23 protein-coding genes are annotated in these 25,360 nt (G+C 73.7%); 13 read left to right on the forward strand and 10 right to left on the reverse strand.

Annotated elements, in window-relative coordinates; all coding sequences use genetic code 11:
• From V5P93_RS20645 to V5P93_RS20665, 5 genes are read left to right on the forward strand one after another with little or no spacing between them, the layout of a single operon-like run.
• Complete coding sequence (locus tag V5P93_RS20645; RefSeq protein ID WP_104482977.1) at positions 1 to 867, forward strand: VOC family protein; 867 nt, start codon at positions 1 to 3, stop codon at positions 865 to 867.
• Entirely contained in the window at positions 845 to 2,845 is a 2,001-nt protein-coding gene (locus tag V5P93_RS20650) for a prolyl oligopeptidase family serine peptidase (protein WP_104482978.1), read from the forward strand. Before V5P93_RS20645 ends, V5P93_RS20650 begins: the two co-directional genes overlap by 23 nt.
• Before the next feature lie 18 nt (positions 2,846 to 2,863).
• The gene (locus tag V5P93_RS20655) at positions 2,864 to 4,186 is read left to right on the forward strand and encodes an MFS transporter (RefSeq protein WP_104482979.1); all 1,323 of its coding nucleotides are present in this window, start codon (positions 2,864 to 2,866) and stop codon (positions 4,184 to 4,186) included.
• A gap of 27 nt (positions 4,187 to 4,213) precedes the next feature.
• Complete coding sequence (gene serB, locus V5P93_RS20660; RefSeq protein ID WP_104482980.1) at positions 4,214 to 5,197, forward strand: phosphoserine phosphatase SerB; 984 nt, start codon at positions 4,214 to 4,216, stop codon at positions 5,195 to 5,197.
• On the forward strand, positions 5,197 to 5,889 hold the full coding sequence (locus tag V5P93_RS20665) for a VOC family protein (RefSeq protein ID WP_104482981.1): 693 nt from the start codon (positions 5,197 to 5,199) through the stop codon (positions 5,887 to 5,889). The genes serB and V5P93_RS20665 overlap by 1 nt, the downstream gene beginning before the upstream one ends.
• Here the strand turns inward: V5P93_RS20665 and V5P93_RS20670 are convergent.
• Positions 5,874 to 6,290 carry a hypothetical protein gene (locus V5P93_RS20670; protein ID WP_104482982.1) on the reverse strand — a complete coding sequence of 139 codons (417 nt, stop codon included), beginning with the start codon at positions 6,288 to 6,290 and terminating at the stop codon, positions 5,874 to 5,876. The genes V5P93_RS20665 and V5P93_RS20670 overlap by 16 nt on opposite strands.
• Before the next feature lie 130 nt (positions 6,291 to 6,420).
• Between V5P93_RS20670 and V5P93_RS20675 the strand changes: the two genes are divergently transcribed.
• Both V5P93_RS20675 and V5P93_RS20680 read left to right on the forward strand, forming a co-directional pair.
• Positions 6,421 to 6,813 carry a hypothetical protein gene (locus V5P93_RS20675; protein ID WP_104482983.1) on the forward strand — a complete coding sequence of 131 codons (393 nt, stop codon included), beginning with the start codon at positions 6,421 to 6,423 and terminating at the stop codon, positions 6,811 to 6,813.
• A gap of 642 nt (positions 6,814 to 7,455) precedes the next feature.
• On the forward strand, positions 7,456 to 7,755 hold the full coding sequence (locus tag V5P93_RS20680) for a hypothetical protein (protein WP_104482985.1): 300 nt from the start codon (positions 7,456 to 7,458) through the stop codon (positions 7,753 to 7,755).
• A gap of 102 nt (positions 7,756 to 7,857) precedes the next feature.
• Here the strand turns inward: V5P93_RS20680 and V5P93_RS20685 are convergent, their stop codons facing one another.
• Positions 7,858 to 10,221, reverse strand: coding sequence for an NB-ARC domain-containing protein (locus tag V5P93_RS20685; RefSeq protein WP_104482986.1), 2,364 nt, complete (start codon positions 10,219 to 10,221; stop codon positions 7,858 to 7,860).
• 311 nt (positions 10,222 to 10,532) lie between these two features.
• On the opposite strand from V5P93_RS20685, the gene V5P93_RS20690 reads away from it, so the two are divergent.
• Positions 10,533 to 10,799, forward strand: a complete 267-nt coding sequence (locus V5P93_RS20690; protein ID WP_104482987.1) for a hypothetical protein — start codon at positions 10,533 to 10,535, stop codon at positions 10,797 to 10,799.
• A gap of 585 nt (positions 10,800 to 11,384) precedes the next feature.
• Positions 11,385 to 11,564, forward strand: coding sequence for a hypothetical protein (locus V5P93_RS20695; RefSeq protein WP_104482988.1), 180 nt, complete (start codon positions 11,385 to 11,387; stop codon positions 11,562 to 11,564).
• Between the two features lie 114 nt (positions 11,565 to 11,678).
• Here V5P93_RS20695 and V5P93_RS20700 read toward each other — a convergent pair whose 3' ends face one another.
• Entirely contained in the window at positions 11,679 to 12,251 is a 573-nt protein-coding gene (locus V5P93_RS20700; RefSeq protein WP_146108361.1) for a LuxR C-terminal-related transcriptional regulator, read from the reverse strand.
• 168 nt (positions 12,252 to 12,419) lie between these two features.
• Between V5P93_RS20700 and V5P93_RS20705 the strand changes: the two genes are divergently transcribed.
• Positions 12,420 to 13,550: a sensor histidine kinase gene (locus tag V5P93_RS20705; RefSeq protein ID WP_245931729.1), complete on the forward strand. Its 1,131-nt coding sequence runs from the start codon at positions 12,420 to 12,422 to the stop codon at positions 13,548 to 13,550.
• Positions 13,551 to 13,564: 14 nt separating this feature from the next.
• Here the strand turns inward: V5P93_RS20705 and V5P93_RS20710 are convergent, their stop codons facing one another.
• Entirely contained in the window at positions 13,565 to 14,272 is a 708-nt protein-coding gene (locus tag V5P93_RS20710) for a LuxR C-terminal-related transcriptional regulator (protein WP_245931730.1), read from the reverse strand.
• 135 nt (positions 14,273 to 14,407) lie between these two features.
• Here V5P93_RS20710 and V5P93_RS20715 point away from each other — a divergent pair, with 135 nt between their 5' ends.
• A complete protein-coding gene (locus V5P93_RS20715) occupies positions 14,408 to 15,433 on the forward strand; it encodes a sensor histidine kinase (RefSeq protein WP_181043901.1) in 1,026 nt (341 codons plus the stop codon).
• Positions 15,430 to 16,119, forward strand: a complete 690-nt coding sequence (locus tag V5P93_RS20720) for a response regulator transcription factor (protein ID WP_104482991.1) — start codon at positions 15,430 to 15,432, stop codon at positions 16,117 to 16,119. Before V5P93_RS20715 ends, V5P93_RS20720 begins: the two co-directional genes overlap by 4 nt.
• Positions 16,120 to 16,137: 18 nt before the next feature.
• Here V5P93_RS20720 and V5P93_RS20725 read toward each other — a convergent pair whose 3' ends face one another.
• The 3 genes from V5P93_RS20725 to V5P93_RS20735 are packed head-to-tail and all read right to left on the reverse strand — an operon-like array spanning position 16,138 to position 18,154.
• Complete coding sequence (locus tag V5P93_RS20725) at positions 16,138 to 17,226, reverse strand: esterase-like activity of phytase family protein (protein ID WP_146108362.1); 1,089 nt, start codon at positions 17,224 to 17,226, stop codon at positions 16,138 to 16,140.
• Positions 17,166 to 17,549: a hypothetical protein gene (locus V5P93_RS20730; protein WP_104482993.1), complete on the reverse strand. Its 384-nt coding sequence runs from the start codon at positions 17,547 to 17,549 to the stop codon at positions 17,166 to 17,168. Before V5P93_RS20730 ends, V5P93_RS20725 begins: the two co-directional genes overlap by 61 nt.
• Positions 17,549 to 18,154, reverse strand: a complete 606-nt coding sequence (locus tag V5P93_RS20735; protein ID WP_104482994.1) for a hypothetical protein — start codon at positions 18,152 to 18,154, stop codon at positions 17,549 to 17,551. Before V5P93_RS20735 ends, V5P93_RS20730 begins: the two co-directional genes overlap by 1 nt.
• Positions 18,155 to 18,467: 313 nt before the next feature.
• On the opposite strand from V5P93_RS20735, the gene V5P93_RS20740 reads away from it, so the two are divergent.
• Positions 18,468 to 19,031 carry a lipoprotein gene (locus V5P93_RS20740; protein WP_146108363.1) on the forward strand — a complete coding sequence of 188 codons (564 nt, stop codon included), beginning with the start codon at positions 18,468 to 18,470 and terminating at the stop codon, positions 19,029 to 19,031.
• Here the strand turns inward: V5P93_RS20740 and V5P93_RS20745 are convergent.
• The 3 genes from V5P93_RS20745 to V5P93_RS20755 are packed head-to-tail and all read right to left on the reverse strand — an operon-like array spanning position 19,028 to position 25,352.
• A complete protein-coding gene (locus V5P93_RS20745; protein ID WP_104482996.1) occupies positions 19,028 to 20,413 on the reverse strand; it encodes a condensation domain-containing protein in 1,386 nt (461 codons plus the stop codon). The two genes, V5P93_RS20740 and V5P93_RS20745, sit on opposite strands and share 4 nt — an antisense overlap.
• A complete protein-coding gene (locus V5P93_RS20750) occupies positions 20,410 to 21,753 on the reverse strand; it encodes an MATE family efflux transporter (RefSeq protein WP_104482997.1) in 1,344 nt (447 codons plus the stop codon). The genes V5P93_RS20745 and V5P93_RS20750 overlap by 4 nt, the downstream gene beginning before the upstream one ends.
• Complete coding sequence (locus V5P93_RS20755) at positions 21,753 to 25,352, reverse strand: type I polyketide synthase (protein ID WP_104482998.1); 3,600 nt, start codon at positions 25,350 to 25,352, stop codon at positions 21,753 to 21,755. The genes V5P93_RS20750 and V5P93_RS20755 overlap by 1 nt, the downstream gene beginning before the upstream one ends.
• Between the last annotated feature and the right edge of the window lie 8 nt (positions 25,353 to 25,360).

Raw genomic sequence — 25,360 nt, forward strand, 5'->3', positions numbered from 1 at the left:
ATGCCCATCACCGGCCTGGACCACGCGATGCTCGCGGTGCGCGACCTCGACACCGCCGCCGCCGCGCTGACCGGCGCGCTCGGCCTGCACGTCCGCCGGGGTGGCCGCCACCCCGGCTGGGGTACCGCGAACGCGGTGCTGGACCTGCGCTCCGGCTACCTGGAGCTGATCACCGTCGCGGACCCGGCGGAGGCCGCGGCGGTCGACGCGGGTCGCCGCATCCTCGAGTTGCTCGACCGCGACGGCGGCGGCTGGCTGGCCTTCGTGCTCACCGCGAAGGACCTGCGCACCACCTGGCAGCAGGTCCGCCGCGCGGGCCTGTCCATCGCCCGGCCGGTCGGCGGCCGGGCGGTGCGCCCCGACGGCAGCTACCGCTCCTGGGCGGTGGCGGGGCACGGCGAGGAGTTCCGCACCGGGCGCCTGCCGTCCCTGATCGAGTACGGGGACGGCACCCCACCACCCAGGGAAGACCCGCCGTCGCACGGCCCGGCACCGGACGTGCTGGGAGTCGCGCGGCTCGACGTGGCCGTCGCGGACCTCGACGCGGCCACCCGCCGCTACGCGCGGCTGCTCGGCGGCCCACCGGTCGCCGAGCCCGGGCACTGCGCCTGCTGGACCCTGCCCGACGGGGTCGGCGTGCGGCTGCTGCCCATCGACCTGACCACCGCCACCCGCGAGGGCCTGTGGACCGTGGCCCTCGCGGTGCCCGACGCGCGGGCGGCCGCCGCCGTGCTCGACGCGCGCGGCACCGGCTACACCCCGGCCGGTCCGGGGGCCGTCCTCGTCGACCGGGGGGCCACTGCGCCCGCCCGGATCGTGCTCACCGAACTCCGGGAGGGTTGGGATGTCCGAGCAGCGGCAGTCTGAGCAGTACGGCGCCTGGGACTCACCGCTGGCCGCGGCCGACGTGGCCGCGGCGGGCGGCGAGCCGCGCTGGCTGATGGAGCAGTGGGTGGCCGCGGCGGGCGAGCAGATCTGGTGGGCGGAGTTCCGGCCCACCGAGGGCGGCCGGTCGACCATCGTCCGGTGGACTCCCGGCCGTGGCGCGGAGGACGTGCTCGGTCCGGGGTGGAACGTGCGCAACCGGGTGCACGAGTACGGTGCGCGACCGTTCGCCGTGCACTCCGACGGGGTCCGGTTCGTGTTCACCAACTGGGCCGACCAGCGGCTGTACCTGGGCATCCCGCGCGCCGAACCGGTTCCGCTGACGCCGGAGCCGGAGATCCCGGCCGGGGTCCGGTACGCGGACCCGGTGATCGTCGGCGCCGAGGTGTGGTGCCTGCGCGAGACGATCACCGGCCCCTCCCCCACCGACGTGCGCCGCGACCTGGTGGCCGTGCCGACCTCGGGGGCCGCCGCGGCGGACTGGGACGCCGTGCGCGTGCTCGCCGCCAGCCACCGGTTCCTCAGCGGCCCCAAGGTGTCGCCGGACAAGCGGCACGTGGCGTGGATCGGCTGGGACCACCCGGCGATGCCGTGGGACGGCACCGAACTGTGCGTGGCGCCGGTGCGCGGCACGACCGTCGGTGAGCACCGGGTGCTGGCGGGCGGCCCGACCGAGTCGGTCTGCCAGCTGTGGTGGACCGGCCGCGCGGAACTGACCGTGCTGACCGACCCGGACGGCTGGTGGAACGCGCACCGGATCGGGCTCGACGGCACCCGCACTCCACTGTGGACCGTCGAGCAGGAGATCGGCGGCGCGCTGTGGAAGCCGGGGCTGAGCTGGGGCGCGCCGTTGGCGGACGGGCGGATCGCGCTGCTGGCGGTCGGGTGGCACGAGCGCGACGGCGAGCGGACGCACGGTTCGCGGCTGGTCGTCCTGGACCCGCGCACCGGTCACGTCCGGCACGTGGAGACCCCGCACACCGTGTGGAGCGGCCTGGTCTCCAACGGCACCGTCCTCGCCGGGGTCGCGGCGGGGCCGAACAACCAGGCGACCGTGGTGCGGGTGGATCCGGACAGCGGCGGGCTCACCGAACTGTCCGCACCGCGCTGGACCCCGCCGGGGTCGGAGTGGCTGCCACAGCCGCGGCACCGCGAGTTCACCGCGCCCGACGGCACCGCCGTGCACGCCATCGTCTACCCGCCCCGCAACCCCACCGCGACCGCCCCGGACGACGAGTTGCCGCCGCTGCTGGTCACCGCGCACGGTGGCCCGACCGGTCGGAGCATCGACGCGCTCGACCCGGAGGTCACGTTCTTCACCTCGCGCGGCTTCGCGGTCGCGGCGGTGGACTACGCGGGCTCGACCGGCCTGGGCCGCGCGTACCGGGAGCGGCTCAACGGCCAGTGGGGCGTGCTCGACGTGCGCGACTGCGCGCTGGTCGCGACCGCGTTGGCCGACGAGGGGCTCGTCGACCGCGACCGGCTCGTGGTGCGCGGCGGGTCGGCGGGCGGGTGGACCACCTGCGCGTCGCTGACCTCGGTGTCGACCTACCGCTGCGGCACCGCGTACTACCCCGTGCTGGACCTGCTGGGCTGGGCCACGGGCGAGACCCACGACATGGAGTCGCGCTACCTCGACGGGCTCGTCGGGCCGCTGCCGGAGGCCAAGCAGACCTATGTGGAGCGTTCCCCCGTCAACCGGGCGGACCGGCTCGACGCGCCGCTGCTGCTGTTGCAGGGCGACGAGGACGAGGTGTGCCCGCCGATCCAGTGCGAGCGGCTGCTGGCGGCCATCGACGGGCGCGGCATCCCGCACGCGTACCTGGTGTTCCCCGGTGAGCAGCACGTGTTCCGCCGCGCCGAGTCGATCCGCCGCGCCCTGGAGGCGGAGCTGTCCTTCTACGCGCAGGTCCTGGGCTTCACCGCCGCGGGCGTCCCGCGCTTACCGCTGAACGACTGACCCGGGAGGCGTCACCACATGGGTTCCAGATCCGTCACCCACTTGCGCTCGCACCGGCGGACCGTGGCCACCACGGTCGCCGGGAACTTCGTCGAGTACTTCGACTGGCTCGCCTTCGGGCTCTACGCCCCGCTGTTCGCCGCGCAGTTCTTCCCCGCCGCCGACCCGGCCGGCTCGCTGCTCAGCACGTTCGCGGTGTTCGCCGCGGGCATGCTGTTCCGCCCCCTGGGCGGGGTGCTGCTGGGCAGGCTGGCCGACCGGCGGGGCCGCAAACCGGCGCTGGTGCTGTCGATCATCCTGATGGGCGGTGGCTCGACGCTGATCGGGCTCTCGCCCACCTACGCGCAGATCGGCCTCGCCGCGCCGCTGGTGCTCCTGCTCGGCCGCGCCGCGCAGGGCCTGTCCGCCGGGGGCGAGTGGCCCGCGGCGGTGACGTACCTGATGGAACTGTCCCCGCCGAACCGCCGCTGCTTCTACGGCAGCCTGTTCGCGATGAGCGCGGCGGCGGGGGCGTTCGTGGCGTCGCTGCTGGGCGGGGCGCTGTCGTCGGTGCTCGGCGCGTCGGCGATGTCCGGGTGGGGCTGGCGGGTGCCGTTCCTGCTCGGCGGGGTGTTCGGGGTCGTGCTGCTGCTGTTGCGCGGCAAGATCACCGAGACGGCGGTGTTCGAGGAGTCGGTGCGGTCGCGGGGGTCGCGCGGGTCGCTGCGCGCGCTGCTCGTCGAGCACCGCCGGTCCGTCGGGCTGGTCGCGGTGGTCGTGGCCGGGACGACGATGGTCAGCGGCACGTGGACGGCCGTGGTGCCCGCGATGGCGGCGCGGGTCAGCGACTCCGGGACGATGTTCTGGGCCGTGGTGCTGGTGACCGGGGTCGTAACGCCGCTGCAGGTGCCGTTGGGCGCGCTGGCCGACCGGGTCGGCGTGCGGCCGGTGCTGACGGCGTTCGTGCTGGCGTTCGCCGTGGTCGGGCCGATCGCGTACCTGGGGTTGTCGCCGAACTTCCTGGTGCTGGTCCTGGCCTACGGCAGCGGGATCCTGTTCATCGCCGGGCTCACCGCGGTGCTGCCGAAGGTCTTGGCCGCCATGTACCCGCCGGAGGTGCGGGCGGTCGGCATCGGTGTCCCGCACAGCGTCACCACGGCCGTCTTCGGCGGCCTGACCCCGATGCTGGCCACGTACATGGCGGCGCACGGCGCGTCCGGCTGGTACATCGCCATCGTCGTGGTCGCCGTCCTGCTCGCCTGGGCCGCCGCGATGGACGCGGCGCGGCGCTTCGTGCGCGCCCCGGCGACCGACCTGTCCACCCCGGACGACGGCAGGCCGCCGGTGGCCGCCGCCGCGTGACCCGAACCGCCGGAGGCGTGAGGAGCCATGTCCGCACCCGTCACCATCCAGACCCCGCTCGCGCTGCGCGACCCCGAGCGCGTCGACGCGGGCCGCACCGGGGCCAGCCACCTGGTCACCGTGACCGGCCCCGAGATCACCGCGGAGGTGTTGTCCGCGGTGCTGCACCGCCTGGTGTCGGTGTCGACGGTGGTGTGCGGGATGCGGACCATGGCCACCCACCCCTGCACGGCGCTGGAGCTGTCCGTGCGCCTGTCGACACCGCTGGGCAACGCCGAGGCCGCGCTGCGGGTGGGCCTGGGCAGGCTGGCGGGCCAGTGCGAGGTCGACATCTCACTGCTGCGCGCCGAGCGGCGGTACGGACTCGTCGTGTTCGACGTGGACAACACGCTGGTGGTCGGGGAGGTGGTCGACCGGCTGGCGGAGCGGGCGGGCCGGGCGGCGGAGGTCGGGGTGCTGACCGCGCGGACCATGCGCGGGGAACTGGACTTCGCCGAGTCCCTGCGGCAGCGGGTGGCGATGTTGGCGGGTCTGCCCGTCGGGGTCCTGGAACGGGTCACGTCGGAGATCCACCTCATGCCGGGCGCCTTGGTCGCGGTGCGCACCTTGCAGGCCCTCGGCGTCAAGGTGGGCGCGATCTCCGGCGGCTTCACCCCGGTCGTGGCGGCCCTGGCCCGCTCCCTGCGGCTGGATTTCCACGCCGCCAACGACTTGGAGGTGGCCGAGGGGCACCTGACCGGGAGGCTCACCGGTGAGCTGATCGACGCCCCGGCCAAGGTCCGCGCCCTGCGCCGGTTCGCCACCACCGAGCGGATCCCGCTCCCTTCCTGCGTGGCGGTCGGCGATGGGGCGAACGACACGGACATGCTGAAGGCGGCGGGGTTGGGCATCGCGTTCAACGCCACGGACCAGGTCCGGGCGGCGGCGGACGTCGCGGTCTCCTACCCCCGGTTGGACCTGGTGCTGCCCATGCTCGGCGTGCCGGTGCCGTGCGCGCTGGTGGGTGGCTGATGCCGCGCCCCAGCCACCTCCTGTGCCGGGTGGAGGATCTGCCGAGGGCCGTCGCCGACTACCGGGCCCTGGGTTTCACGGTCGAGTGGGGCAGCTCCCCCGGCACCGCCGGCAACGCCCTGATCCGGTTTCCCGCCGGACCGTTCTTGGAGCTGCTGACGGTCCCGATCCCGGCCGCGACCCCGCCGCCGGACGCGCCGGGTATCTACGGGCGCCTGGGCTCTTGGGCCTGCGGGCGCGGCTGGATCGACTTCGCCGTGGAGACCGACGACGACCACCTCGACGACACCCTGTCGCGGCTCCACGCGGCGGGTATCCCTTGCACGGCGCCCGCCGCCCACCACCGGGTGCGGGCGGACGGGGTGGCGCTGTCGTGGTGGATCGCGGCGCCGGTCGACCGGGCACTGCCGTTCGTGATGTCCGCGTACCGGCCGGCGCAACCCGCGCCCGTTGGAGGTGGGGCGCACGCGAACGGCGCGGTGGGGGTGGGGAAGGTGGTCATCGGTGCGCGCGACCCGGAGCGTGCCCGACCGCGCTGGGCGCGGGTGCTCGGCGACGAGCCGATGGTCGAGGTCGTGGCGGCGGATTCCGACGGGATCGTCCGTGTGGAGTTGACCGGTCGTTGGCGGCCCTTGGACCGGGCACTGCTGCACGGCGCGAACCTCACGATCGGCGGTCACCCGCCGCCTTGACGCACCTCGATCGTGAGTCCGTAGTGGTTCGCGATGTCACTGGCGAGCTCAGGGCCCGCGTACCGGGGGAGGTGGTTGTGCCACCAGTCGCCGTAGTCGCGGGACGGCTCCGGGAACAGGACCGCCCGGAACCTGGCGTCCAACGCGTCGAGTCGCGCGCGCAGTTCGGCGAAGCCGGGCAGGCCACGCGCCACCTCGTCGTCGAGGACGTCTTGGACCTTGCCCCGGACGAAGAGGTCGTTGTTGTATTCGTAGATGTTGTCGTAGTAGCCCTCCTCGACGAACTCGACCATTTGCTCCCACGCCTCGACCAGGCTGTCCGAAGTCCACGTCCACCCCGGGTTGGGGACCCCGCACAGCTCGGTGACGCGACGGGAGAGCGCCTTGGCGTCCTGGCTCATCGGATCGACCCCATCGGCGTCGGCGAGTAGCGCGGGCCGGGTGGCCGAACGCCCTCCACCAGCACACACTCCGCCGCCCGCACCCGCAACTCGCCCCTCACCCGACGTGGCGAGTGCCTAGGGTGGTTCGGTGGGTGGGCACCCGGAATCGCGCAACGAGGTGCGTGGTCGATCGGGCCTGGTGGTCCAGGCCCAGGTCATCCACGGCGGGGTGCACCTGCCGGGTGCCGCGACCGGGCCCGCGCTCGTCGCGCGGCCCGTCGACGAGTGGGATCCCTTCGACCTGGATGTCCACCGGGCGATCCACGTCGAGGGCGGCGACGCCCTGCCGCCGTTGCCCCGGTACCTGCCGCGTGAGCACGACGACCTCCTCGACGAGGTGCCGGCGCGGCCCGACACCAACCCGATGGTCGTGCCGACCGGGGACTCGTCCACCGGGAAGACCCGCGCGCTACGAGGCCGCGCCGGCACCCAGAACTGCGCGGGTGGCCGCTGGTCTACCCGCGCACGCCGGAGGACCTGATCGGGCTGTTTAGCGACGGGACGCCCGCCGGGGTGGTGGTGTGGTTGATCGAGACGCAGAACCCACGGCCGAGTCGTTCGGCGTGGCACCCCTGATCCCCCGCCGCTTCGCGCCGGGACCGGGCCCGGCCGACGCCCACGAACCGCACGACTACCCCGACCAGCACGCCCGCCACGCGGTCCGCCCACCGGACACGTCCTGGTCGGCGATCGCCGACCACCTGCCCACCCCGACGACTGCGCCCACCTCATCAGCGCCGCCTACCGGCGTCTCGACTCCGGCCACGCGGACACATCCTGGCCACCGCCATGTCGCGCCTCGAGGTCCCCGCCAACAGGGATCTGGTGCGATTGACGGCTTCCCCGGACTTGGTGGCACCGGCGAAGTCCATCTCGACAACCTGGTGAGCGTCGAAGCGCCGACCCCGGCGAGTGGTGGTGGGCGGCCGGTTCGGTGGCCGAGATGCAAGCCGGGTCCCGATCCGGACGACGTTCGGTCGAACAGCCCTGCTGCGCGGGCGGGTACTCGGTCGGGCTGTTCGCCCGTGGTCACCTGACGTCGGCTCATCGGTAGGTGTCCAGGTGGTGTGGGGCTGCTTTGCTGTGGGTGTCCCGGCAGTCCGACACCTTGAGGACGGATCCCTTGACTCGAACCACACTCCTCGGCGCCCTGGCGGCGTCCGCCGCATGTGTCGTCGCGCTCGCCGCGCCCGCTTCCGCGGCCCCGGCGGGGTCGTACTGGAGCTGCGAACTGCCCGGTGGCTACACCTACACCGACTCCGGGATCACGCAGGGCTGCGCGCACCTGTTCTACGTCACCGCCCCCAGCACCGGGTTGTGGGCCTGCTACGTCCCGACCGGCTACACCCACACGGCGGTGCAGAGGTCGAACAAGTGCTGGCTCAACGGGTCCAACAGCCAGTACCTGCTCGCCGCGGTCTGACCACCCCAGGGACATGGCCCGCACCGGGTCCGACGGCCAGGTCCAGGCCGCCCGGCGACCAGACCCGCGCAAGGTCGTCGGACAGGGGCCTGGGGACAGGCCCTAGCGGACGTCTCCCGGTAGCGCGACGCTCAGTTCGGCGGCGTGGTCCCGGTGCTGCCGCGCGGCCAGCGGGTGGCCGGCGGCCTCGGCGACCGACGCCAGGTCGCGCAGGGTCTCGACCTGGCGCTGGGGTTGGCCCGCCCGCCCGAACAGCGCGAAGGCGTCGTGCAGGCGGGACCGGGCCTCGTCGAGGTCGCCGCTGGTGTGGGCGAGTCTGCCCCAGGTCTGCGACACGCGGGCCTGGCCGACGGTCGACGCGCTGGCCCGGAACAGGGTCATGGCCTCCGCGCAGTTGGCCAGGGCCGGGGTGAGGTCGCCGAGGGCGGCGTGGTTCTGGGCGGCGCGCAAGAGGACGTAGGCGCGCAGCGCGTGGTCGATGGGGGTGCCGTCGACGGGAGGCGGGCGGAAGAACTCCAGGCACGCGGCGAACTCGGCCGCGGCGGCGCGGTGGTCGCCGTGCTGGTGGCGGTTCGCGCCGCGGTACATCCGGGCCAGGTGCAGGCCCAAGTGGTCGTCGGCCCGGTCGAACAGCTCGACGGCCTCGTCGAGCAGCCGCGGGTGGTCGGCGGTGGGGTCGCAGTTGGCCAGGTAGACCCGTGCCCACGCCTGTTCCCGCAGGTCCCCCACCGCCTCGGCGGCCGTGCGGGCGGACCTGGCCATGTCCGCCGCGTCCGCCGAGCGGGCGAACAGGGCGTGCAGCGTCCACGAGAGGAACCCGCGCAGCACGGCCTCGTCGTGCCTGCTGCCGGTGGCCAGCGCCGAGTCGAGGCCCAGGCCGAACACCTCCAGCCAGGTGGCGGCCGTGCCGCCGATCTCGGAGTACCAGTGCATCGCCTCGGCCAGCTCGATCACCGCCCGGTGCTCGCCGCGCGCGGCCGTGCCGCGCAGCGCGCCCAGCCAGTTCGACTCCTCCTCCCGCAGCCAACGCCCGGCTTCGACGTCGTCGGCGAAGGACGGGCCCACCGGGGCGGGGGTGCTCGACGGCCGGAAGTGACCGCCCGCGGCGGCCGTGGCGGTGCGCACCAGCCACTCGACGAGTCGGGCTTCCGCCTCGCGGGCGGCCTGGGGCGGTTCGTCGCGGGCCAGGCACTCGGCGGCGAACACCCGCAGCAGGTCGTGGAACTGGTACCGGTCCTCCACCTGGGACAGCAGCAGCAGGCTGGCGTCAGCCAGCTCCTCCAGGACGGCGCCCGCGTCCTCCTCGTCGAGGCCGGTGAGGGCGGCGACGGCCCCGGCACCGAAGTCCGCGCCCGGCACCAGCGCGAGCCTGCGGAACGCGGTGGCCGCCCGCGCGCTCAGCTGCCGGTAAGACAAGTCGAACACGTCCCGCACGCCCAGGTCCCCGGCGGTGAGCGTGGACAGCCGCCTGCCGCGGTCCCGCAACTGGCCGACCAGGCGGCCGATGGGCCACCGCGCGCGGCCTGCCAGGCGGTTGCCCGCGATGCGCAGCGCCAGCGGCAACCGGCCGCACAGCTCGACCAGCTCACCGGCCGCGTCGGGCTCGTCGGCCACCCTGGTGGGTCCCGCGATGGTCGACACCAGCGCCACCGCGGCGGCCCGGTCCAGCACGTCCAGCACGAACCGGCTGACGCCCGTGAGGCCGAGCAGCATCTGGCGGCTGGTCACCAGCGTCAGGCAGCGCGGGCCGCCGACCAGCAGCGGGCGCACCTGGGCCTCCTCGGCCGCGTCGTCGAGCACGAGCAGGGCGCGGCGGTCCTTGAGCAGGAACCGGCACAGGTTGGTGCGCTGCTCGAGCTCGGCCGGGACGCGGACGCCGTCGACACCCATCGACCGCAGGACCACGTGCAGCAGGTCGGTGGGCGTGCGCGGTTCGGACGACATGCCGCGCAGCTTGAGGAAGACCTGCCCGTCGGGGAACCTCGGGGCGAGGGCGTGGGCGGCGCTGGTGGCCAGGGTCGTCTTGCCGGTGCCGGGTGGACCGGTCAGCACCAGGACGGTTCCGGCGCGCTCGCCCGTGGCCACCTCCTCGGCCAGTTCCCGCAACGCCCCCAGTTCCCGCTCGCGACCGGACAGGTCGTCGATGTCCGGTGGCAGCGCCCCGACCAGCGCGCCGCTGAACACCCGCGCGTCCGCCGCGGTGGAGGCGGTGCGCAGCCGCGCGGCTTTGGCGGACGTCTGGAAGTGGTCCAGCTCGATCTCGGTCAGCCGCAGTGGACCGGCGAGCGCCGCGACGGTGCGCCGCTGCGGGCTCTTGGCCACGCCGCGCTCGATGTCGCTGATCGCCCGGACGCTGATCCCCGTGCGCTCGGACAGCTCCTCCTGCGTGAGGCGCGCGCGTTCCCGGTGCGCCCGCAGCAGGACGCTGAAGGCCGCGGGTGGGAGGTCGCCGGACGCGTGGGGCATGCCCCAAATGAATCACGCCCGCGAGAAGTGTTCCAACTCACCGGGAGCGCGCCGACCGCCGGGGACCGGGGTGGCGGAGGGTCCGATCGACCCGGCGCGCGCCACCGCCACAGCGGATGACCGGGCATTTCACCCGGACCCGCCGCTCCCGGAACCGCGGTCCGGGCCGTGCCGGGTGTGTTCGTTGACACCCGGTGCAACCCCGGGACCGGTGGTTCCGCACGCACGACCCGGTTCTGCCGGTGGTTCCTCGTGGCGCTCCCGGTCCGGCGCCGCTCTACTGGCGGCACACCCCATCGCCAGGAGCCACCGTGAACCAGGGACCCACCCGCCCCCGCCACGAACCCGACGAGCGCCGGGTGACCCTGGTCGTCTCGGTCGACGACCCGCGCGCCGCCGACGACCTCGGCGCCCGGATCGGCGCGGCCATCGAACGCTCGGCGGGCCGCACCGAGGAGCGGCGCGTGCCGCTCTGCGAGCCGGAACCGGAACACTCCATCCAGGACTTGCTCGCGGGCCGGGTCACCTGGGACGAGCTGACCACCTGCCGCAAGCGACCGGCCCACGACGAGCCGTAACCGGATCCGATGACGGCGGCGCCCGACCTGGTCAGGTCGGGCGCCGCCGTTGTCGTCGTGTTGTCCCGTTGTTGGCCCCCCGGTTTCCCGGCGGACAACAGTTCCGTGTATGCGGCGCGGCCGGATGTCCACACGGGAGTCGCCGAACCCCGAGCGGGGCCGACCACCGTCAGGCGGGTGCGGTCCACGTTCCCTGCGCGCGTGGACCGCACCCGGGTGGGCCGGGCGTGACCGACCTGGCCTGCGCCGCCGCGGCGCGTGTCCGTCCGAGACACGGCCGCGGCGGCCCGTTCAGTACACGGCATGCGGCGGCCCGACACCACGCAGAACGACCGGCAGAAACAGCGGTTCTCGGCTGTCCGGCCGGCTCGCCCTGCCCGCGATCCTCGCCCCGGACTTGACCACTAGGACGAAACAGACAAGCCGCGGGCGGTCCACACCGCCCGGAACCGTTGGGGCAGACGACCGTCGATTCCGGGCAATGCCGCGCCGCGAGCAGGGCCGGGCGGGGTCGACACGTGCCACGCCGCGACGGCGCAGTCACCGACGGGGAGCAGCCAGGTCCTTTGTGGATTACCCGGAGGGGTGGTCGGGTCGTCGGAGCCGACCCAGGTGGAGCCCTGGGGCGACGTGGCGGCGATCGAGCGCGGGCTGACCGTCGCGCACCGGTCGCCGCGGCAGGCGGCGCGCCCGCCGTCGTGGGACACCGCGCACTTGATCTCGTTCTACCGCAGGCTGATCTACTCGCCGAGTCGACGCTCCTGACCTCGGTGCGCAGCGCCCCGACCGACCGCCGATCGCGCGAACGCCCGTCGCGCGGTGGCGGGTCCGGCGGTGGTGCCCGGTGTCAGGTCGCCGGGCACCACCCGAGGCCTCGGGTCAGATCAGGCCCGCGCGCAGGGCGTGGGCGACCGCGTGCTGGCGGTTGCGCACGCCGAGCCTGCTCGCCACGCCGTGGATCAGGTTCTTCACGGTGCGCGCCGAGTAGCCGAGGCTGATGGCGATCTCTTCGGTGGTGCACCCGTCGGCGAGCAGGCGCAGCACCTCGCGCTCGCGGGGTTCGACCACCGGCGCCAAGGGGGCGGGCAGCGCGGCGACGAAGCCCTCGACCAACTCGGCGGCCGACACGTCGGCGGCGGGCTCGACCGCCAGCACGGTGTCGGCCAGCCGGTCCCCGGTCGTCGCGGCCAGCGGCAGGACGACCCGCACCCGGTGCGCCACCAGCCGCCGCGCGTCGCCCGCGCCGAGGCGGTCGGTCACCAGCACGACCGGCAGACCCGGGTCGACCACCGCCCGCGCCAGCATGGCCACCCCGTCGGGGGCGAGCCGGTCCACCGCGATCACCAGCAGGTCCGCCTGCCGGGCCCGGTGCGCGGGCGGCACCACCAGCCCCGGTCTCCTGGCCAGGCAGGCGGTGATACCCGCCAGCAGCAAGGGATCCACGGTGCGCACCACAACGGTTCTCCTTCGCACGAACGCCTCCCCACGCCGGTCCCACCGGCTGTCGTCACGTGTTCGGTGCAGTGGTCCGGGCCCGTGAGCTGCCCGGAAACGCCTTGCCTGCGGGGTTTCGCGGTCGGGGCGAACCCGCGGCGATCGGTGAGGCGCTACGGTGACCTGGTGTCGTCGTACGCCAGACCGCTGCTGGTGGATGTGCTCCTGGCCGTCGCGCTGACCGCGCTCACCGAGTTGACCATGGCCACCGGCGCCAACGGACCCCCCGGGTGGCAGGCCTACGTCCTCGCCGCGTTCGCCACCGCGCCGATCGCCCTGCGGCAGCGCGCGCCCGTGGCGACGATGGCGGTCATCCTCGCGGCCGTCGCCGGGTACAGCCTGCTCGGCTACCGCAACATCCCCGGTGGCGGGGTGGGCGTGCTCATCGGCCTGTTCACCGTCGCGACCCTGCGGTCGCGGGCCACCGCCGCCGCGGCCTGGGTGCTCACGACCGCGATCCTCACCCTCAACATCCGGTTCGCCGGCTCGGTCACCTGGACCGAGGGCGTGCAGGGCGCCCTGGTCGCGATGGGCGCCTGGGCGCTGGGCGAGGCCACGCGGCGGTGGGGGCAGCGGGTCGAGGCGCTGGGCGAGCGGGCCGGGCGGGCGGTGGCCGACGAACGCGGCCGCATCGCGCGCGAGCTGCACGACATCGTCGCGCACCACATGTCGGTGATCTCGTTGCAGGCCGGGCTGGCCCGCTACGTGCTGGACACGGACCTGCCCACGGCCAAGGCGGCGATGGCCACTGTCGGGGACACGAGCCGCGAGGCGCTCACCGAGCTGCGGCGCCTGCTCGACGTGCTGCGGGTCGACCACGGCGAGGACGACGGCGCCGCGCCGGACGACGCGCGTCCCGGGCTGGCGTCGCTGGAGGGGCTGGTCGAGCGCATGCGCGGGGCGGGGCTCCCGGTCGAGGTGGTGGTTCGCGGGCACGCGCGGGCGTTGCCGCCCGGGCCGGACACGTGCGCGTACCGGGTCGTGCAGGAGTCGTTGACCAACGTGCTCAAGCACGCGGGGCCCGCGACCGCGCGGGTCGACCTCGACTACGGCGACCGGCTGCTCGCGATCCGGGTGTCCGACGACGGTGCCACGCCCGAGCCGTTCCACCTCGGGCCGGATTCGCGCGGTCTCCGGGGGATGCGCGAGCGCGTCGAACTCCTCGGCGGCGTCTTCACGGCGGAACCGGTGGCGGGTGGGGGTTTCGCCGTCACGGCCGAGGTGCCGGTGGAACCCGCGGTCGAGTGGAACCCATGACCCTGGCACGGCGCCTAGACCACGCCCACGCGGATCGCGTAGGCGACCGCGTGCGCCCGGTTGCGCAGCCGCAGCCGGACCGACATCGCGTGGATGATGTTCTTCACGGTGCGCTCGGAGTAGCGCAGCCGCACGGCGATCCCCGGGGTGTCGTGGCCGTCGGCCAGCAGTCGCACGACGTCGAGTTCGCGGGCGTGGAGCCGGGACGCGCCCATCCCGCGCGGGGCCTCGCGCTGCGCGGCGCCCACCTGCCGCAGCAGCTCGCCGAGTTGGTGCGGGGGCAGCGCGCCGCGTCCGGCGGCGGCGTCGCGGATACCGCCGACCAGCCGGTCCGAGGTCGCCGCCGCCCTGGGCAGCACGACCACGACACGGCAGCCGACCACGGTCAGCAGGTCGCCCGGGGCCAGTCCCCCGGTGACCAGGACCTGTGGGCGCGGGTACGCGTCCGCTGTGGCGCGCACGAGGGACACGGCTTCGGCGGGCGCGCGTTCCGCCGCGACGACGAAGACCTCCGCGTCGGCGATCCGCGCTTCCGGCAGCACGAGCACCTCTCGGCGGCCCGCCAGGCTTTCCGCGACCCCGACGGCGGTGAGCGGGTCGGTCGCGCGCACCCCCACCCGAACCCGCGCCGGTTCGGACCGCACCACCGTGAGTCGGCGGGCGTGCGCGCTCTCCACGGGAGCCGCCACCGCGCGGAGGCAGGCCGTGTCGGTCGTGTTCACCGTGCCGAAGGTAGGGGTTCCCGGGCCGTCCGACGTCGCCCGACGATGGCAACTCCGCCTACCCTCCTGGTGGTACCCGCGGTTACCACGACAAGGGGGCGCCGGGTCGGCGGATGTCCGGATACCGTGCGAACCGTGCTCGCCAGCCGCAGGCCAGACCCGGTCGACGTGGTGCTGGCCCTGCTGGCGACCGGCCTCGCCGTGGCCGACCACACGGGTCCCTTGGCGGGGTACGCGGTGGCCGGGGTGACGGCGGCGCCGCTGGTCCTGCGCCTGCACGCGCCGGTGGGCACCGCGCTCGTCGTGGCGGGGGCGACGGCGGCATACGGTCTGCTGGGATACGGGGACTTGCCCTGCGGCGGGATCGGTTTGCTGGTGGGCGTGTTCACCGTCGCGTCCCTGCGGCCGCCGCGCACCGCGGCGACGCTGTTCCCGGTGGCCGTGGCGGGTCTGGTGGCCGGGTCGCCGCACGCGGTGGTGTGGCCGGACCTCGTGGATGGTGTGCTGGCGCTGTTCGGCGCGTGGGTGCTGGGCGCGGGCACTCGGTACCGGGGACCCGAGCGGGTTTCGCGGGCCCGCGCGGCGCGGGACCTGCGCGACGTGCTCGCCCACCACTTGTCGGTCATCTCCGTGCAGGCCGGTCTGGCGCAGTACACCGTCGACCGGGACCCGGCGACCGCCCGGTCGGCGGTCGAGGCGGTCGGCGACTGCGGCAGGCAGGCGCTCGCGGAACTGCGCGGCCTGCTCGATGTCCTGTGCGACACGGCAGGCGCCGAGCCGGATCGCGCGCCGCAGCCGGGTCTCGGCGAGTTGGCCGACCTGGTGGACCGGACCAGGGCGGCGGGGCTGAGCGTGGCGGTGGCGGTCACCGGCCAGGTCCGCCCGCTGCCGCCGGGGCTGGACCTGTGCGCGTACCGGATGGTGCAGGAAACCCTGGCGGGCGCGCTGGAAACCGCCCGAACCGGCGCCGCGCGGGTGGGCCTGCACTACGGTCGGCGCACGCTCACCGTCGTGGTGACCGACACCGGCACCGCCCGGCGCGCGTACCCCGCGCCGTCGACGCGGGAGCGGGCGCGCCTCTACGGCGGCGTCCTCACCGCCGGACCGGCGGAGGAGGGTGGCTGCACCGTGGTGCTGCGCCTGCCGATGGGCGGCCGATGACGATCCGCGTGCTCGTCGCCGACGACCAGCCCCTGATCCGCGCGGGGCTCGTCGCCCTGCTCACCGCCGCCCCGGGCATCGAGGTCGCGGGCGAGGCGGTCGACGGCGCCCAGGCCGTGGCGCTGGCGGGCAGCACGGCGCCGGACCTGGTGCTGATGGACATCAAGATGCCCGGTTTGGACGGCATCAGCGCCACCAGACAGGTCCTCGCCGCCGACCCCGCCCCACGCGTGCTCGTGCTGACCACCTTCGACCTACCCGAGTACGTCTACACGGCGCTGAGCGAGGGCGCGTCCGGCTTCCTCCTGAAGGACACCCCACCGGAGCGCATCATCGCGGCCATCCACACCGTGGCGGCGGGAGACATGCTCATCACCCCGAGCATCACCCGCAGGCTCGTGGAGACCTACGCCCACCACCACCGCGCCACCGCGGTGGACAACGACCGCCTGGCCGCGCTCACCAACCGCGAACTCGAAGTCCTCCGCCTGGTCGGCAACGGCCTCACCAACCCCCAGATAGCCCGGCGCCTGGTGCTGAGCGAGGAGACGGTCAAGACGCATGTCAAGCGCACCATGGGCAAGCTCCGGCTGAGCAGCCGCGCGCAGGCGGTGGTGATCGCCTACGAGGCTGGGCTGATCACCCCGGACCCGACCGCGAACCGGCCACCCCGACCGCCGCGGTAGACCACGGTGGACAGCCGCTCAGACCGGGAGCCTGACCCGGACCGCGTACACGCGGGTGACCCGCCGGTCCTTGGTGTTGTTGTCGCTCACCAGGTACAGCAGGCGCGTGCCCTGGTTCGGCCCGGCGGTCTCCTCGGGGAACGCGGCCATGCCCACGACGTTGTCCAGCAACGGGTTCGGCTGCCGCTGCTTCACGGTGACCTGGCCGGGGCTGCCCGCCGGGCAGTCGCCGAGGTCGAACAGGAGGGTGCGGCGGACGAACATGTCGGCGCTGTTGTCGGCCAGCGTGGGGTCGTCGGTGACGTCGACCGCGGCCTCGAGGTGCACGTCGAAGACCCGGATCGCGTTGCCGAGCCCGTCGACGTACTGGCGTTCCAGGACGAGCAGCCGGTCCTTCCCGACCACGACGAGCTCCGCGAGGTAGAGGCCCGCGTCGGTCACGTACCCGTACTGGCGGTCCGGCGTGTACTCGCCCCCCGGTGTGCCGCGGTAGCGCTGGATGCGCAGGCGGTTGCGCCCTTGCGCGTCGCCGTCGGCGCTGAGCGGCGCCTCCCAGCCCGCGTAGAGGTGGTCGCCGTCCGGTGTGGCGGCCAGCGCTTCGATGGTCCGGCCGAACTGGGCGTCGCCCGCGGGTGGCTCCCGCAACCGCTCCGGCACCACGATCGGCTCCCCCACCTCGCGACCGGTACCGATCTCGAAACGGCGGATCGACGGGCCTTTCTCGGAACCCACCAGGATGGTCCGACCGCCGCGCTCCACCACCAGCCCCTCGCCGTCGATCTTGTCGCCGTACCGCGCGCCCGCCGCGTCGCGCAGGGTCCGGCCGACCTCGGCGGAGACGTTCAGGTTCTCGGGGTCCCGCAGCGTGAGCGGGAAGACGCGACCGGGTTCGTTGTCGGCCAGGGCGTACGCCCTGGACTCCTCGGTCATCGCCAGCGCCGACAACCCGCTCACCGCCTCGCCGCTCACGTCGACCCCGTCGAGCTGGTCGGAGTGGCTGAGCAGCGTGGCGTTCGCCGAGCACGGCGCGCCCGCGCGCACCGGGCTCAGCGCCTTGGCCCAGTCGATGCCGGGGCGCACGGCCAGCCCGAGCGCGATCCCGACCACCGCGGCCGCGGCCAGTGCCAGCGCGCGCCTGAGCCGTCGACGGCGCCCCGGGGTCGGCGGGGCGGGGACGAGGTGGGGACCTTCGCGATGTTGCGGGTGAAGGACAGGTCGCCGACCTGGTTGCGGTCCTGCTCCTGCGGTTCCGGCCGGTTGTCGCGCTTGAGCCGCCGCCGCACCTCCCGGAAGACCACGCCGAGGCTGAGCACGGTGTCGGATTCCTCGGGGATGCCGTCGCGCAGGACGTCCACCAGTTCCCCGGTGAAGACGGTGCACTTGTCGGCGCTCGGCGCCAACGCCTTGCGGTTCGGTGCCGCGGAGCACATCAGGTACGAGCCAGTTCGGACATCTCCCGGATCGGCCGGATGAGGTCCGCGGCGGTCCGGGGGTGGTGGACCTTGCGGATGCGACCGGTTTCGACGCCCCAGACGTTCTCGTCGGTGAGCACGTCGTAGAGCTGCTCGACGTTGTTGTACACCGCCCGCAGCGACGGGAGTTCGCGGTCGACGTAGCGGTCCACGCCGATGAGCACGCACGCCGAGTTGGCCGGGTCGATCCGCCCGAACGGCTTCGGGTCCGCGACCACCGCCGCGCGCTCGCCCGACGGGTCGCGCAACGCGCCGAACACCGCCCTGGCCTCGTCGCGGTGCTCGTCCGGCACGACGAGCCGGACGCCCGTGGGCCGGTTCAGCTCATCGCGCCAGGCGCGGACGGCGACCGCCAGCTGGCCCACCCCCACGACCGCGGACACGGCGGCCAGGACGACCTCCGCCGCGCCCAACTCCCCCGGCCGCACCGGCTCGTGCTCGACGACCACCCGCCCGTGCGCCCGGAGCGCGTGGTCACCGGCCAGGTGCGGGGAGAGCGTGCGCAGGTCGTCCCGCGAACCGTCGTCCGCCCCCGCCTCGAACCTGAACTCGATGATGTCCAACGTCTCTCCAGACAAGAAGACAAGACCGGCGCGACGGGATGGGGTTCGGCCCCACTATGGCACGGGGCCACCACGCGACGGCCCGGCGAATCGGACTCCCGACACCGGACAATTCCCTGACGTTCATGTGCGCAACAGCTCCGCGACACCCACCCGGGCCGGAGCACCGACGACCGGTGGACCTCGACCCCGTTGCCCGCCTACCGGTTGGCGGAGGAAAGCTGGAACTCGACACGGAGCGGGTTGCTCCGGTTGGCCGCCGTCCACCGGAATCCGGGTTACGAAACGATCTTGCGAGGCTAAGGTGCGGTTCATGCGTACTGCGGTGGTGGCGGTGGCGGCCTGCCTGGTACTGGCCGGGTGCGGGTCCGGCAAGGCGGACATGTGGGCGGAGGTCGAGGTCCCCAAGAAGGTGACCGACACGGAAGACTGCTTCCCGGTCGGTGTGGTGGACGTACCCGCCGACTGGACGCCGATCAACCTCGGCCCCAGGGGCGAGTCGCTCCGGTTCGGGCTCAAGGCGGAGTGCGACATCACCAGCGACCACGCGGCGGGCGTGGTGAAGGTCTACCAGGGCAGTCGCCTCGAGTCCGACACCGGCGAGCGGCTGACCGACCGCGAGGTGCTTGAGGCGTACCTGGAGGTCCAGGACGCCTCCGATGTGGAGATCCGCGAGGCCAAGGTGGGTCGGGCCGGCGGCTTCGAGGCGGTCTGGCGCACCAACGGAAAGCCCAACCGCGCCTTCACCTACACCGTGTACGGCGGCAGCCACACCATGCTGGTGGCCGCGCTGGGCGCGCCGGACGACAAGTTCGAGGAGACCGTGCTGCCGGTGTACCTCCTGGCCCGCAAGAGCGCCCAGGACTCCGGCCCTTAGGAGGCGTGTTCGCGCACCGCCCGGTCGACCAGGGCACGCACGCGGTCAAGGGACACGTCGCCCTCGACCAGTTCGGTGGCGACGTGTTCGAACGCCACCAGCGAAGCCGCGAGGACCGCGCGCGGGAAGACGGCCGTGTCGGCCATAGCGCCCAGGTGGATCCGATCTGACGTGCCCCGGATGTCCAGGTATAGCGCCATCTTCTCCGACTCGGACACCGCGGGCCAGGCCAGTTCGGTGGTCGACGGGTCGGGGTCGGCGGCCGGTCGTCCTTTGCGGACGGTCGACCACATGTCGTTGAACTGCACGCCCGGCACCAGGTCCCGCCCGGACAGCCGCAGCGCCTCCCGGGCGGACCGGGTGTCGTAGCGGGAGTGGGCGCGGGCCACGGCCATCGTCTCGGTCGCCAGGTCGAGGAAGTCCGCGAGGGACTCGCCCCGCAGTTCGGTGACGGTGTGCACGACCTGGTTGAGTGTCGTGATGCTGGCGGCGACGTCCGGGGTCGCGCGGTTGCTCTGCATGACGTCGAGGCGTAGGGCGGGAGCGGGCCAGGAGCAGCGGGTCAGGGCCGCGGTGATCGCCAGCAGCACCACCGACGTGCTGGCCCGGCAGCGGCGGGCCGCGTGGCGGACGGCGGCGGCGAGCACCTCGGACGTCAGGTCCGCGCCGACGAAGCGCGGGGACTCCGGCTCGGCGGTCGGTGTGATCGGTTCTGGCATGCGGTTCATGACCGCGCGGAGGTACCGGATGGCGTCGATGTTGCGGCGTTGACCGTCCGGTGTGTGCTCGGCGAGCGCGATGTCCAGGGGTTGCGACGCGTGGCGCGCGGCGGGCATCGGTGTGCGCGCGGCCTTGGCGTCGAGCATCGCGGTCACTTCCCGCACCAGGGCCTCGGTCGCGGTGTAGTCCGCCGACAGGTGCGACAGGGTGAACGCGACGACCACCGGGATGCCGTCGTGCAAGGCCACCGACAGCCGCAGTGGTAGCTCGCGCGAGTGGTCCAACGGCCGCGCGGTGCCGCGCTCCCAGCAGGTGGCGACGATGTCGCCGAAGGCCACCGGGTCGTCGGCGGGTCGGTCGTACACGTCCACCGGCAACGTGCCGGAGGCCAGCACCCGCTGGACCGGCTCGGCGCCGGGCCGTTGCTCGACGTGGGTGCGCAGCGACTCGTGCCGCGACAGCAACTCCCCGACGGCGTCGAGCACATCGCCGAGTTCCAGCAGCAGCGGCACCGGCAGCCACCGGGTCAGGAAGAAGAACGGCTTCACCCGCGGGTGCCACTGGTTCAGGCTGTCCCAGGTGCCCAGCTGCCCCCAGCACAGCGGGCCGCTCCGCGCGGTGCCGCCGTGGAACTCCACCACGGCCCGGCTCTCGGTGATCACACGGCCTCCTCGTGGACCGGCACGGCGAACAGCACGCGGCGCAGGCACAGCACCGAGTAGGTCAGCCCGGCGACCCAGCCGACCACGACCGCCCACATCACCGCCTCGACGCCGAGCACGCCGTGGAACAGGTAGGCGAACGGGATCTGCACCAGCAGGAACGCGATCACCGTGCAGACCAGCGGCGCCGTCGTCCGGCGGGCGCCGTTGAGGTACCCGTGCAGCACCACCATCAGCGTGTACAGCACCAGGAACGGGTAGATGATCAGCAGGTAGCGCTCGGTCAGCGCCCGGGTCGCCGGGTCGTCGGTGAACAGCGCGGCGATCGGGGCGCGGGCCGCGAGCACCACCGCCGACACCACGAGCGTGAGCACCGCGGTCAGGCCGAGAGTCCGGGTGAGACCGAACCGCGCGCGCGGTTCGTCCCCGGCGCCCAGGTTCTGCGCGGCGAACGCGGTGACGGCGCCGGAGAAGTCCAGGAACAGCATCCCGGTGACCTGCTCCACCCTGGACACGATGCTGAACGCGGCCAGCACCACCGGGCCGAAGGCCTGGAGGATCCAGACCAGCACCATGATCCCGAGCGCCAGGATGATGTGCTGACTGGCCAGGGGGAACCCAAGCCGCACCGCGTCGGTCAGCTCGCGGCGCACAGCGGGTTTCCCACCGGCGCGTGGAACCGGGTACTTGCGCGCCGCCACCGCCACCCCGACGACGAGCGCCAGCGTCGAGGAGGTCGCGGTGGCCAGCGCGGCACCGGCGATCCCCAGGTCCCACCCGGCGACGAACAGCAGCACCAGCACCGCGTTGGTGACGCTGCCGAAGCCCGCCACCCACAGCGCCGTCCGCGAGTCGCCGAGGCCGCGCAGGTAGGCACTCACCGCGGCCGTGCCGAAGATGCCCGGGAAGCCGAGCGACAGGGTGCTGAGGAACACCGACGCGTCGTGCGCGAGTTGGCCGCGCAGGCCCATCACCGCCAGCGCCGGGTCGATCAGCACCGTCGCCAGCAGCACGCAGCCCGCCGACCAGACCGCGGTGAGCAGTGCCAACGACAGCACGACCCCGCGCCGGGCGTCGGCGTCGCCGCTGCCGCGCAGGTGCGCGAGGCGGATGGTGAACGCCGTGCCCAGTCCGATGAACATCGCGTTGAGCAGGTAGAACAGCGGGCCCGCCGCGCCGATGGCGGCGAGGCCGTCGACGCCGGTCCAGTGCCCCACGACGATGCCGTCGACCAGCACGTACCCCTGCTGGAGCAGGTTCGCCGCGGTCAGCGGGAGCGCGAACCCGACGACCTTGCGCAGTGGCGGGCCGGTGGTCATGTCGGCGGCGTCGGCGCCCATCAGCTCGCCTCGGGGTTCGGTTCCGCGAACGCCTGGAGTTCCTCGATGTGGTAGGCGATCTCGCTGGTGGTGCGGTCGGCGAGCAGGTCGGCGACGTCGTAGGTGACGCCGTGCACCGTGGCGATGGTGCCCGCCACCGTGGCCGCCATGATCGAGTCGCCGCCGAGGTCGAAGAAGTCGGCCTCGACGTCGAGTTCGGCGTAGCCGAAGGCGAGCGCGAGGCACCGCGCGACGGTCCGCTCCACGTCGGTGAACTCGTCGCGGCCGGTCAGCTCGACGGACACGGCGGCGACGGTGGCCCTGGTCTTGTCCGCCGCCGCGCTGAGCCGGTCCGCCAGCGCCCGCATCTCCCGCTCCACCTTGGACTCGATGTCGGCCGACAGCGCGACGTCGTAGGAGCGCAGCAGGTGGATCAGCTCGCCCCGGTAGTTCAGCTCGCCCGCGAACAGCCGCGACCGCCCGGACCGCAGACCGGCGTCGAGCACGTCGAGACCGGTGGTGGTGGGCAGCGCCTTGAACATGGTGTCGCCGTTGGTGCCGAAGTCGACCGCCATGCCGATCTCCTTCCACGCCACCCAGTCCAGGGCGATGACGTGGCAGGGGCCGCCCGCCTGGGCGCGCGCCAGGTTGTCGAGGTAGTAGTTCGCGGCGGCGTAGTCCGCCTGGCCGGGGGCCGGGAACACCGACGCGACCGAGGAGAAGTGCGCGATGAAGTCCGGTCGGTCGGCCTCGGTCAGCCGGTCGAGCACGAAGGCCGCGTGCAGCTTGGCCCGGACGACGGCGTCGAAGTCGGCGCGCTCGCGGAACATCACGGTGCTGCCGCCGGGCAGGCCCGCCGCGTGCACCACGCCGTCGACGCGGCCGTGGCGGTGCTGGAGGTCGGTGATGGCGGCGCCGAACGCGGCCGGGTCGCCCGCGTCCGCCGCGACGACGTGGACCCGCGCGCCGGTCTGCTCGATCTCGCGGACCGCGGCGACGCGCCGGGCCGCCGGGGACCCGCTCGGCACGACCGACAGGTCGTCCCACCGCTCGCGCGGGGGCAGCCCGGATCGGCTCAGCAGCACCAGGTCGATGTTCGGTTGGGTGGCGGCGAACCGCTTGGCGACGGCCAGGCCGAGCGCGCCCGTGCCGCCGGTGATCAGGTACGTGCCGCCCGCGCGCAGGTGTTCGGTGGGGCCGTCCTCGTCGATCTCGGGTACCTCGACGAACACCTCCCGCAGCCGCCGCTCGCCCCGCAGCACCGACAGCCCGCGCTCGTCGGTGAGCACCTCGGCGCGCAGGGCCGCCGGGGGCACCGCCGGATCGACGTCGACGTGGGCGACCTTGAGGTACGGGTACTCGCGCTCCACGACCTTGCCGAACCCGACGAGCGCCGCGTTCTCCGGCACCACCTGCTCCCCCGGCGCCGCGCAGACCGCCGTGCGGGTCAGCACCACCAGCCGGGTCTTCACACCCGCGGCCATGAGCGACTTGGTCAGGTGGAACAGGCCGCCCAGGTTCTTCGCCACCCGGCGGTCCACTCCGGACACGTCCGGCGCGGCCTTGTCCTCGAACGCGGTGGCGTACAGGACATGCGAGACGCCGTCGTCGACGAGTCGCGCGAGCTGGTCGCAGGCAGCCGGGTCGTCCGTCCGGAACGGCGCGCCGCCGGGTTCGACGGGCTCGCCGACCCGGACGTACCGCACGTCGCCGAGTCCGGCGGCGGCCAGCGCGTCCTCGGCGTCGGTGTCCGGGTCCACGACCGCGAGCACCGTGACCGCGCCGCTCGCCGCGACCGGCGCAGGGGCCTCGCGGAGTTCCACGTCGTGGGTGACCGGGTGCCGCTCGTCGTGCGTGGTCAGGTTCATCGTGTCGCGCCAGGTGTCCGGGAACTGGACCCACGCGAGGGTTTCGTCGAACACGTACCCGGGCAGGCGGACGATGCGCGGCGGCCGGTCACCGGTCGTGAGGTCCAGCGCGCCGTCGCGGAGGAACGCGGTGGCCTGTTCGCCCAGCGGGCCGTCCGGCAACGGGTCGCGCCGCTCGACCAGCAGGCCCGCCAGCTGGCGGCGCAGGTCGGCAGCGTCGGTGACGACGAGCGCGACGCGGTGCCGGTGCCCGGAGCGGGAGGCCCTGGTGGTGTGGCAGACGTCGGCGATGTCCACGTCGTCCAGCCCGCCCGCGTCGATGAACGCGAGGTGGCTCTCCACGATCCGGGTCAGGGACCGGATCGTCGCCGCGCTGAGCACGAACAGCTGCGGACCGGTGGACGCGGGCCGGTCGTCCACCGCGACGTGCTCTTCCAGCACGGCGTGGGCGTTGGTGCCGCCGAGGCCGAAGGCGCTCACGCCCGCGCGGCGCGGTCCCTCGGGGGTCCACGGCCGCGGCTCGGTGGGCAGGTACAGCGGTCCGGCGGTGAAGTCCAGTTTCGGGTTCGGTGTCCGGTAGTTCGCCTGCGGTGGGATCACCCCGTTGCGCAGCACGGCGATCGCCTTGATCAGGCCGATCACCCCGGAGCCCTCGAACAGGTGCCCGACGTTGGCCTTCACCGTCCCGACGGCGCAGAACTGCCGGTCCGCCGTGTGCCGCGCGAACGCGCGCTTGATGCCCTCGTGCTCGATCGGGTCGCCGACGCGGGTGGCGGTGCCGTGCGCCTCGAAGTAGCCGATGGTGCGCGGGTCGACGTCCGCGTTGCGCCACGCGCTCAGCAGCAGCTCGGCCTGCGAGTCGCTGTCCGGGTTGGTGATGCCCTCGGTGTTGCCGTCGTGGTTGACCGCGCTGCCCTTGAGGACGGCGTGGACCTGGTCGCCGTCGGCGAGCGCCCGGTCGAGCCGCTTGAGGACGACCGCGCCGGAGCCCTCGCCGAAGCCGGTGCCGTCGGCGGCCTCGTCGAAGGTGCGGGTGACGCCGTCGGAGGACTCGATGCCGATGTTCGAGTGCGGGTGCCGGACCGGCGCGAACACGATCCGCGCGCCGCCGACCACGGCCAGGTCGCAGTCGCCGACCAGCAGCGCGTTCTTGGCCTGGTGCACCGCGACCAGGGTCGCTGAGCACGCCGTGTCCACGACCATGCTGGGCCCGCGCAGGTCGAGGAAGTGCGACAGCCGGTTGGCCAGCATCGCGGGGATGTTGCCGGTGATCGCCTGCTGGCCGACCGACGGGTCGACGCGGCTGATGTAGTCGAGGTAGGTCGACCCGGGGTTGACCGCGAAGCCGACGAACACGCCGGTCCGGCTGCCGCGCAACCGGTCCAGCGAGTAGCCCGCGTCCTCGAAGGCGAGGTACATCGCGCGCAGCACCATGCGGTGGTGCGGGTCGGTCAGCGTCGCCTGGCGCGGGTTCATGCCGAACGCGGTGTGGTCGAAGTGGTCGACGGTGTCGAGGAAGTACCCGTTGTGGTACTCGACGTCCGGTTCGTCCAGCGGGTCGACGCTGGTCGCGCGCAGGTACGCGATGTACTCGGCGAGCTTGGCGCGGCGGTCGGTCGGGAACGGCCGCGCGGTGCCCGAACCGGTGCTGACCAGCCGCCACAGCTCGTCGAGCCCGGACGCGCCCGGTACGTCGACGGACAGGCCGACCACGGCGATGTCGTTGTTCGGCACGTTGCTGTTGTTCCCCATGGCTCCCG

Origin of the sequence: Actinokineospora auranticolor (assembly GCF_041897805.1) — a bacterium.
Classification (GTDB): domain Bacteria; phylum Actinomycetota; class Actinomycetes; order Mycobacteriales; family Pseudonocardiaceae; genus Actinokineospora; species Actinokineospora auranticolor.

What these genes read in the sequence shown, in the direction of transcription:
- V5P93_RS20665 (WP_104482981.1), top strand. Translation starts at nt 5,197, where the DNA reads ATGCCGCGCCCCAGCCACCTCCTGTGCCGGGTGGAGGATCTGCCGAGG.
- V5P93_RS20730 (WP_104482993.1), bottom strand. Translation starts at nt 17,549, where the DNA reads ATGTGCTCCGCGGCACCGAACCGCAAGGCGTTGGCGCCGAGCGCCGAC.
- V5P93_RS20655 (WP_104482979.1), top strand. Translation starts at nt 2,864, where the DNA reads ATGGGTTCCAGATCCGTCACCCACTTGCGCTCGCACCGGCGGACCGTG.
- V5P93_RS20740 (WP_146108363.1), top strand. Translation starts at nt 18,468, where the DNA reads ATGCGTACTGCGGTGGTGGCGGTGGCGGCCTGCCTGGTACTGGCCGGG.
- serB (WP_104482980.1), top strand. Translation starts at nt 4,214, where the DNA reads ATGTCCGCACCCGTCACCATCCAGACCCCGCTCGCGCTGCGCGACCCC.
- V5P93_RS20750 (WP_104482997.1), bottom strand. Translation starts at nt 21,753, where the DNA reads ATGGGCGCCGACGCCGCCGACATGACCACCGGCCCGCCACTGCGCAAG.
- V5P93_RS20720 (WP_104482991.1), top strand. Translation starts at nt 15,430, where the DNA reads ATGACGATCCGCGTGCTCGTCGCCGACGACCAGCCCCTGATCCGCGCG.
- V5P93_RS20755 (WP_104482998.1), bottom strand. Translation starts at nt 25,352, where the DNA reads ATGGGGAACAACAGCAACGTGCCGAACAACGACATCGCCGTGGTCGGC.
- V5P93_RS20685 (WP_104482986.1), bottom strand. Translation starts at nt 10,221, where the DNA reads ATGCCCCACGCGTCCGGCGACCTCCCACCCGCGGCCTTCAGCGTCCTG.
- V5P93_RS20670 (WP_104482982.1), bottom strand. Translation starts at nt 6,290, where the DNA reads ATGAGCCAGGACGCCAAGGCGCTCTCCCGTCGCGTCACCGAGCTGTGC.
- V5P93_RS20650 (WP_104482978.1), top strand. Translation starts at nt 845, where the DNA reads ATGTCCGAGCAGCGGCAGTCTGAGCAGTACGGCGCCTGGGACTCACCG.
- V5P93_RS20645 (WP_104482977.1), top strand. Translation starts at nt 1, where the DNA reads ATGCCCATCACCGGCCTGGACCACGCGATGCTCGCGGTGCGCGACCTC.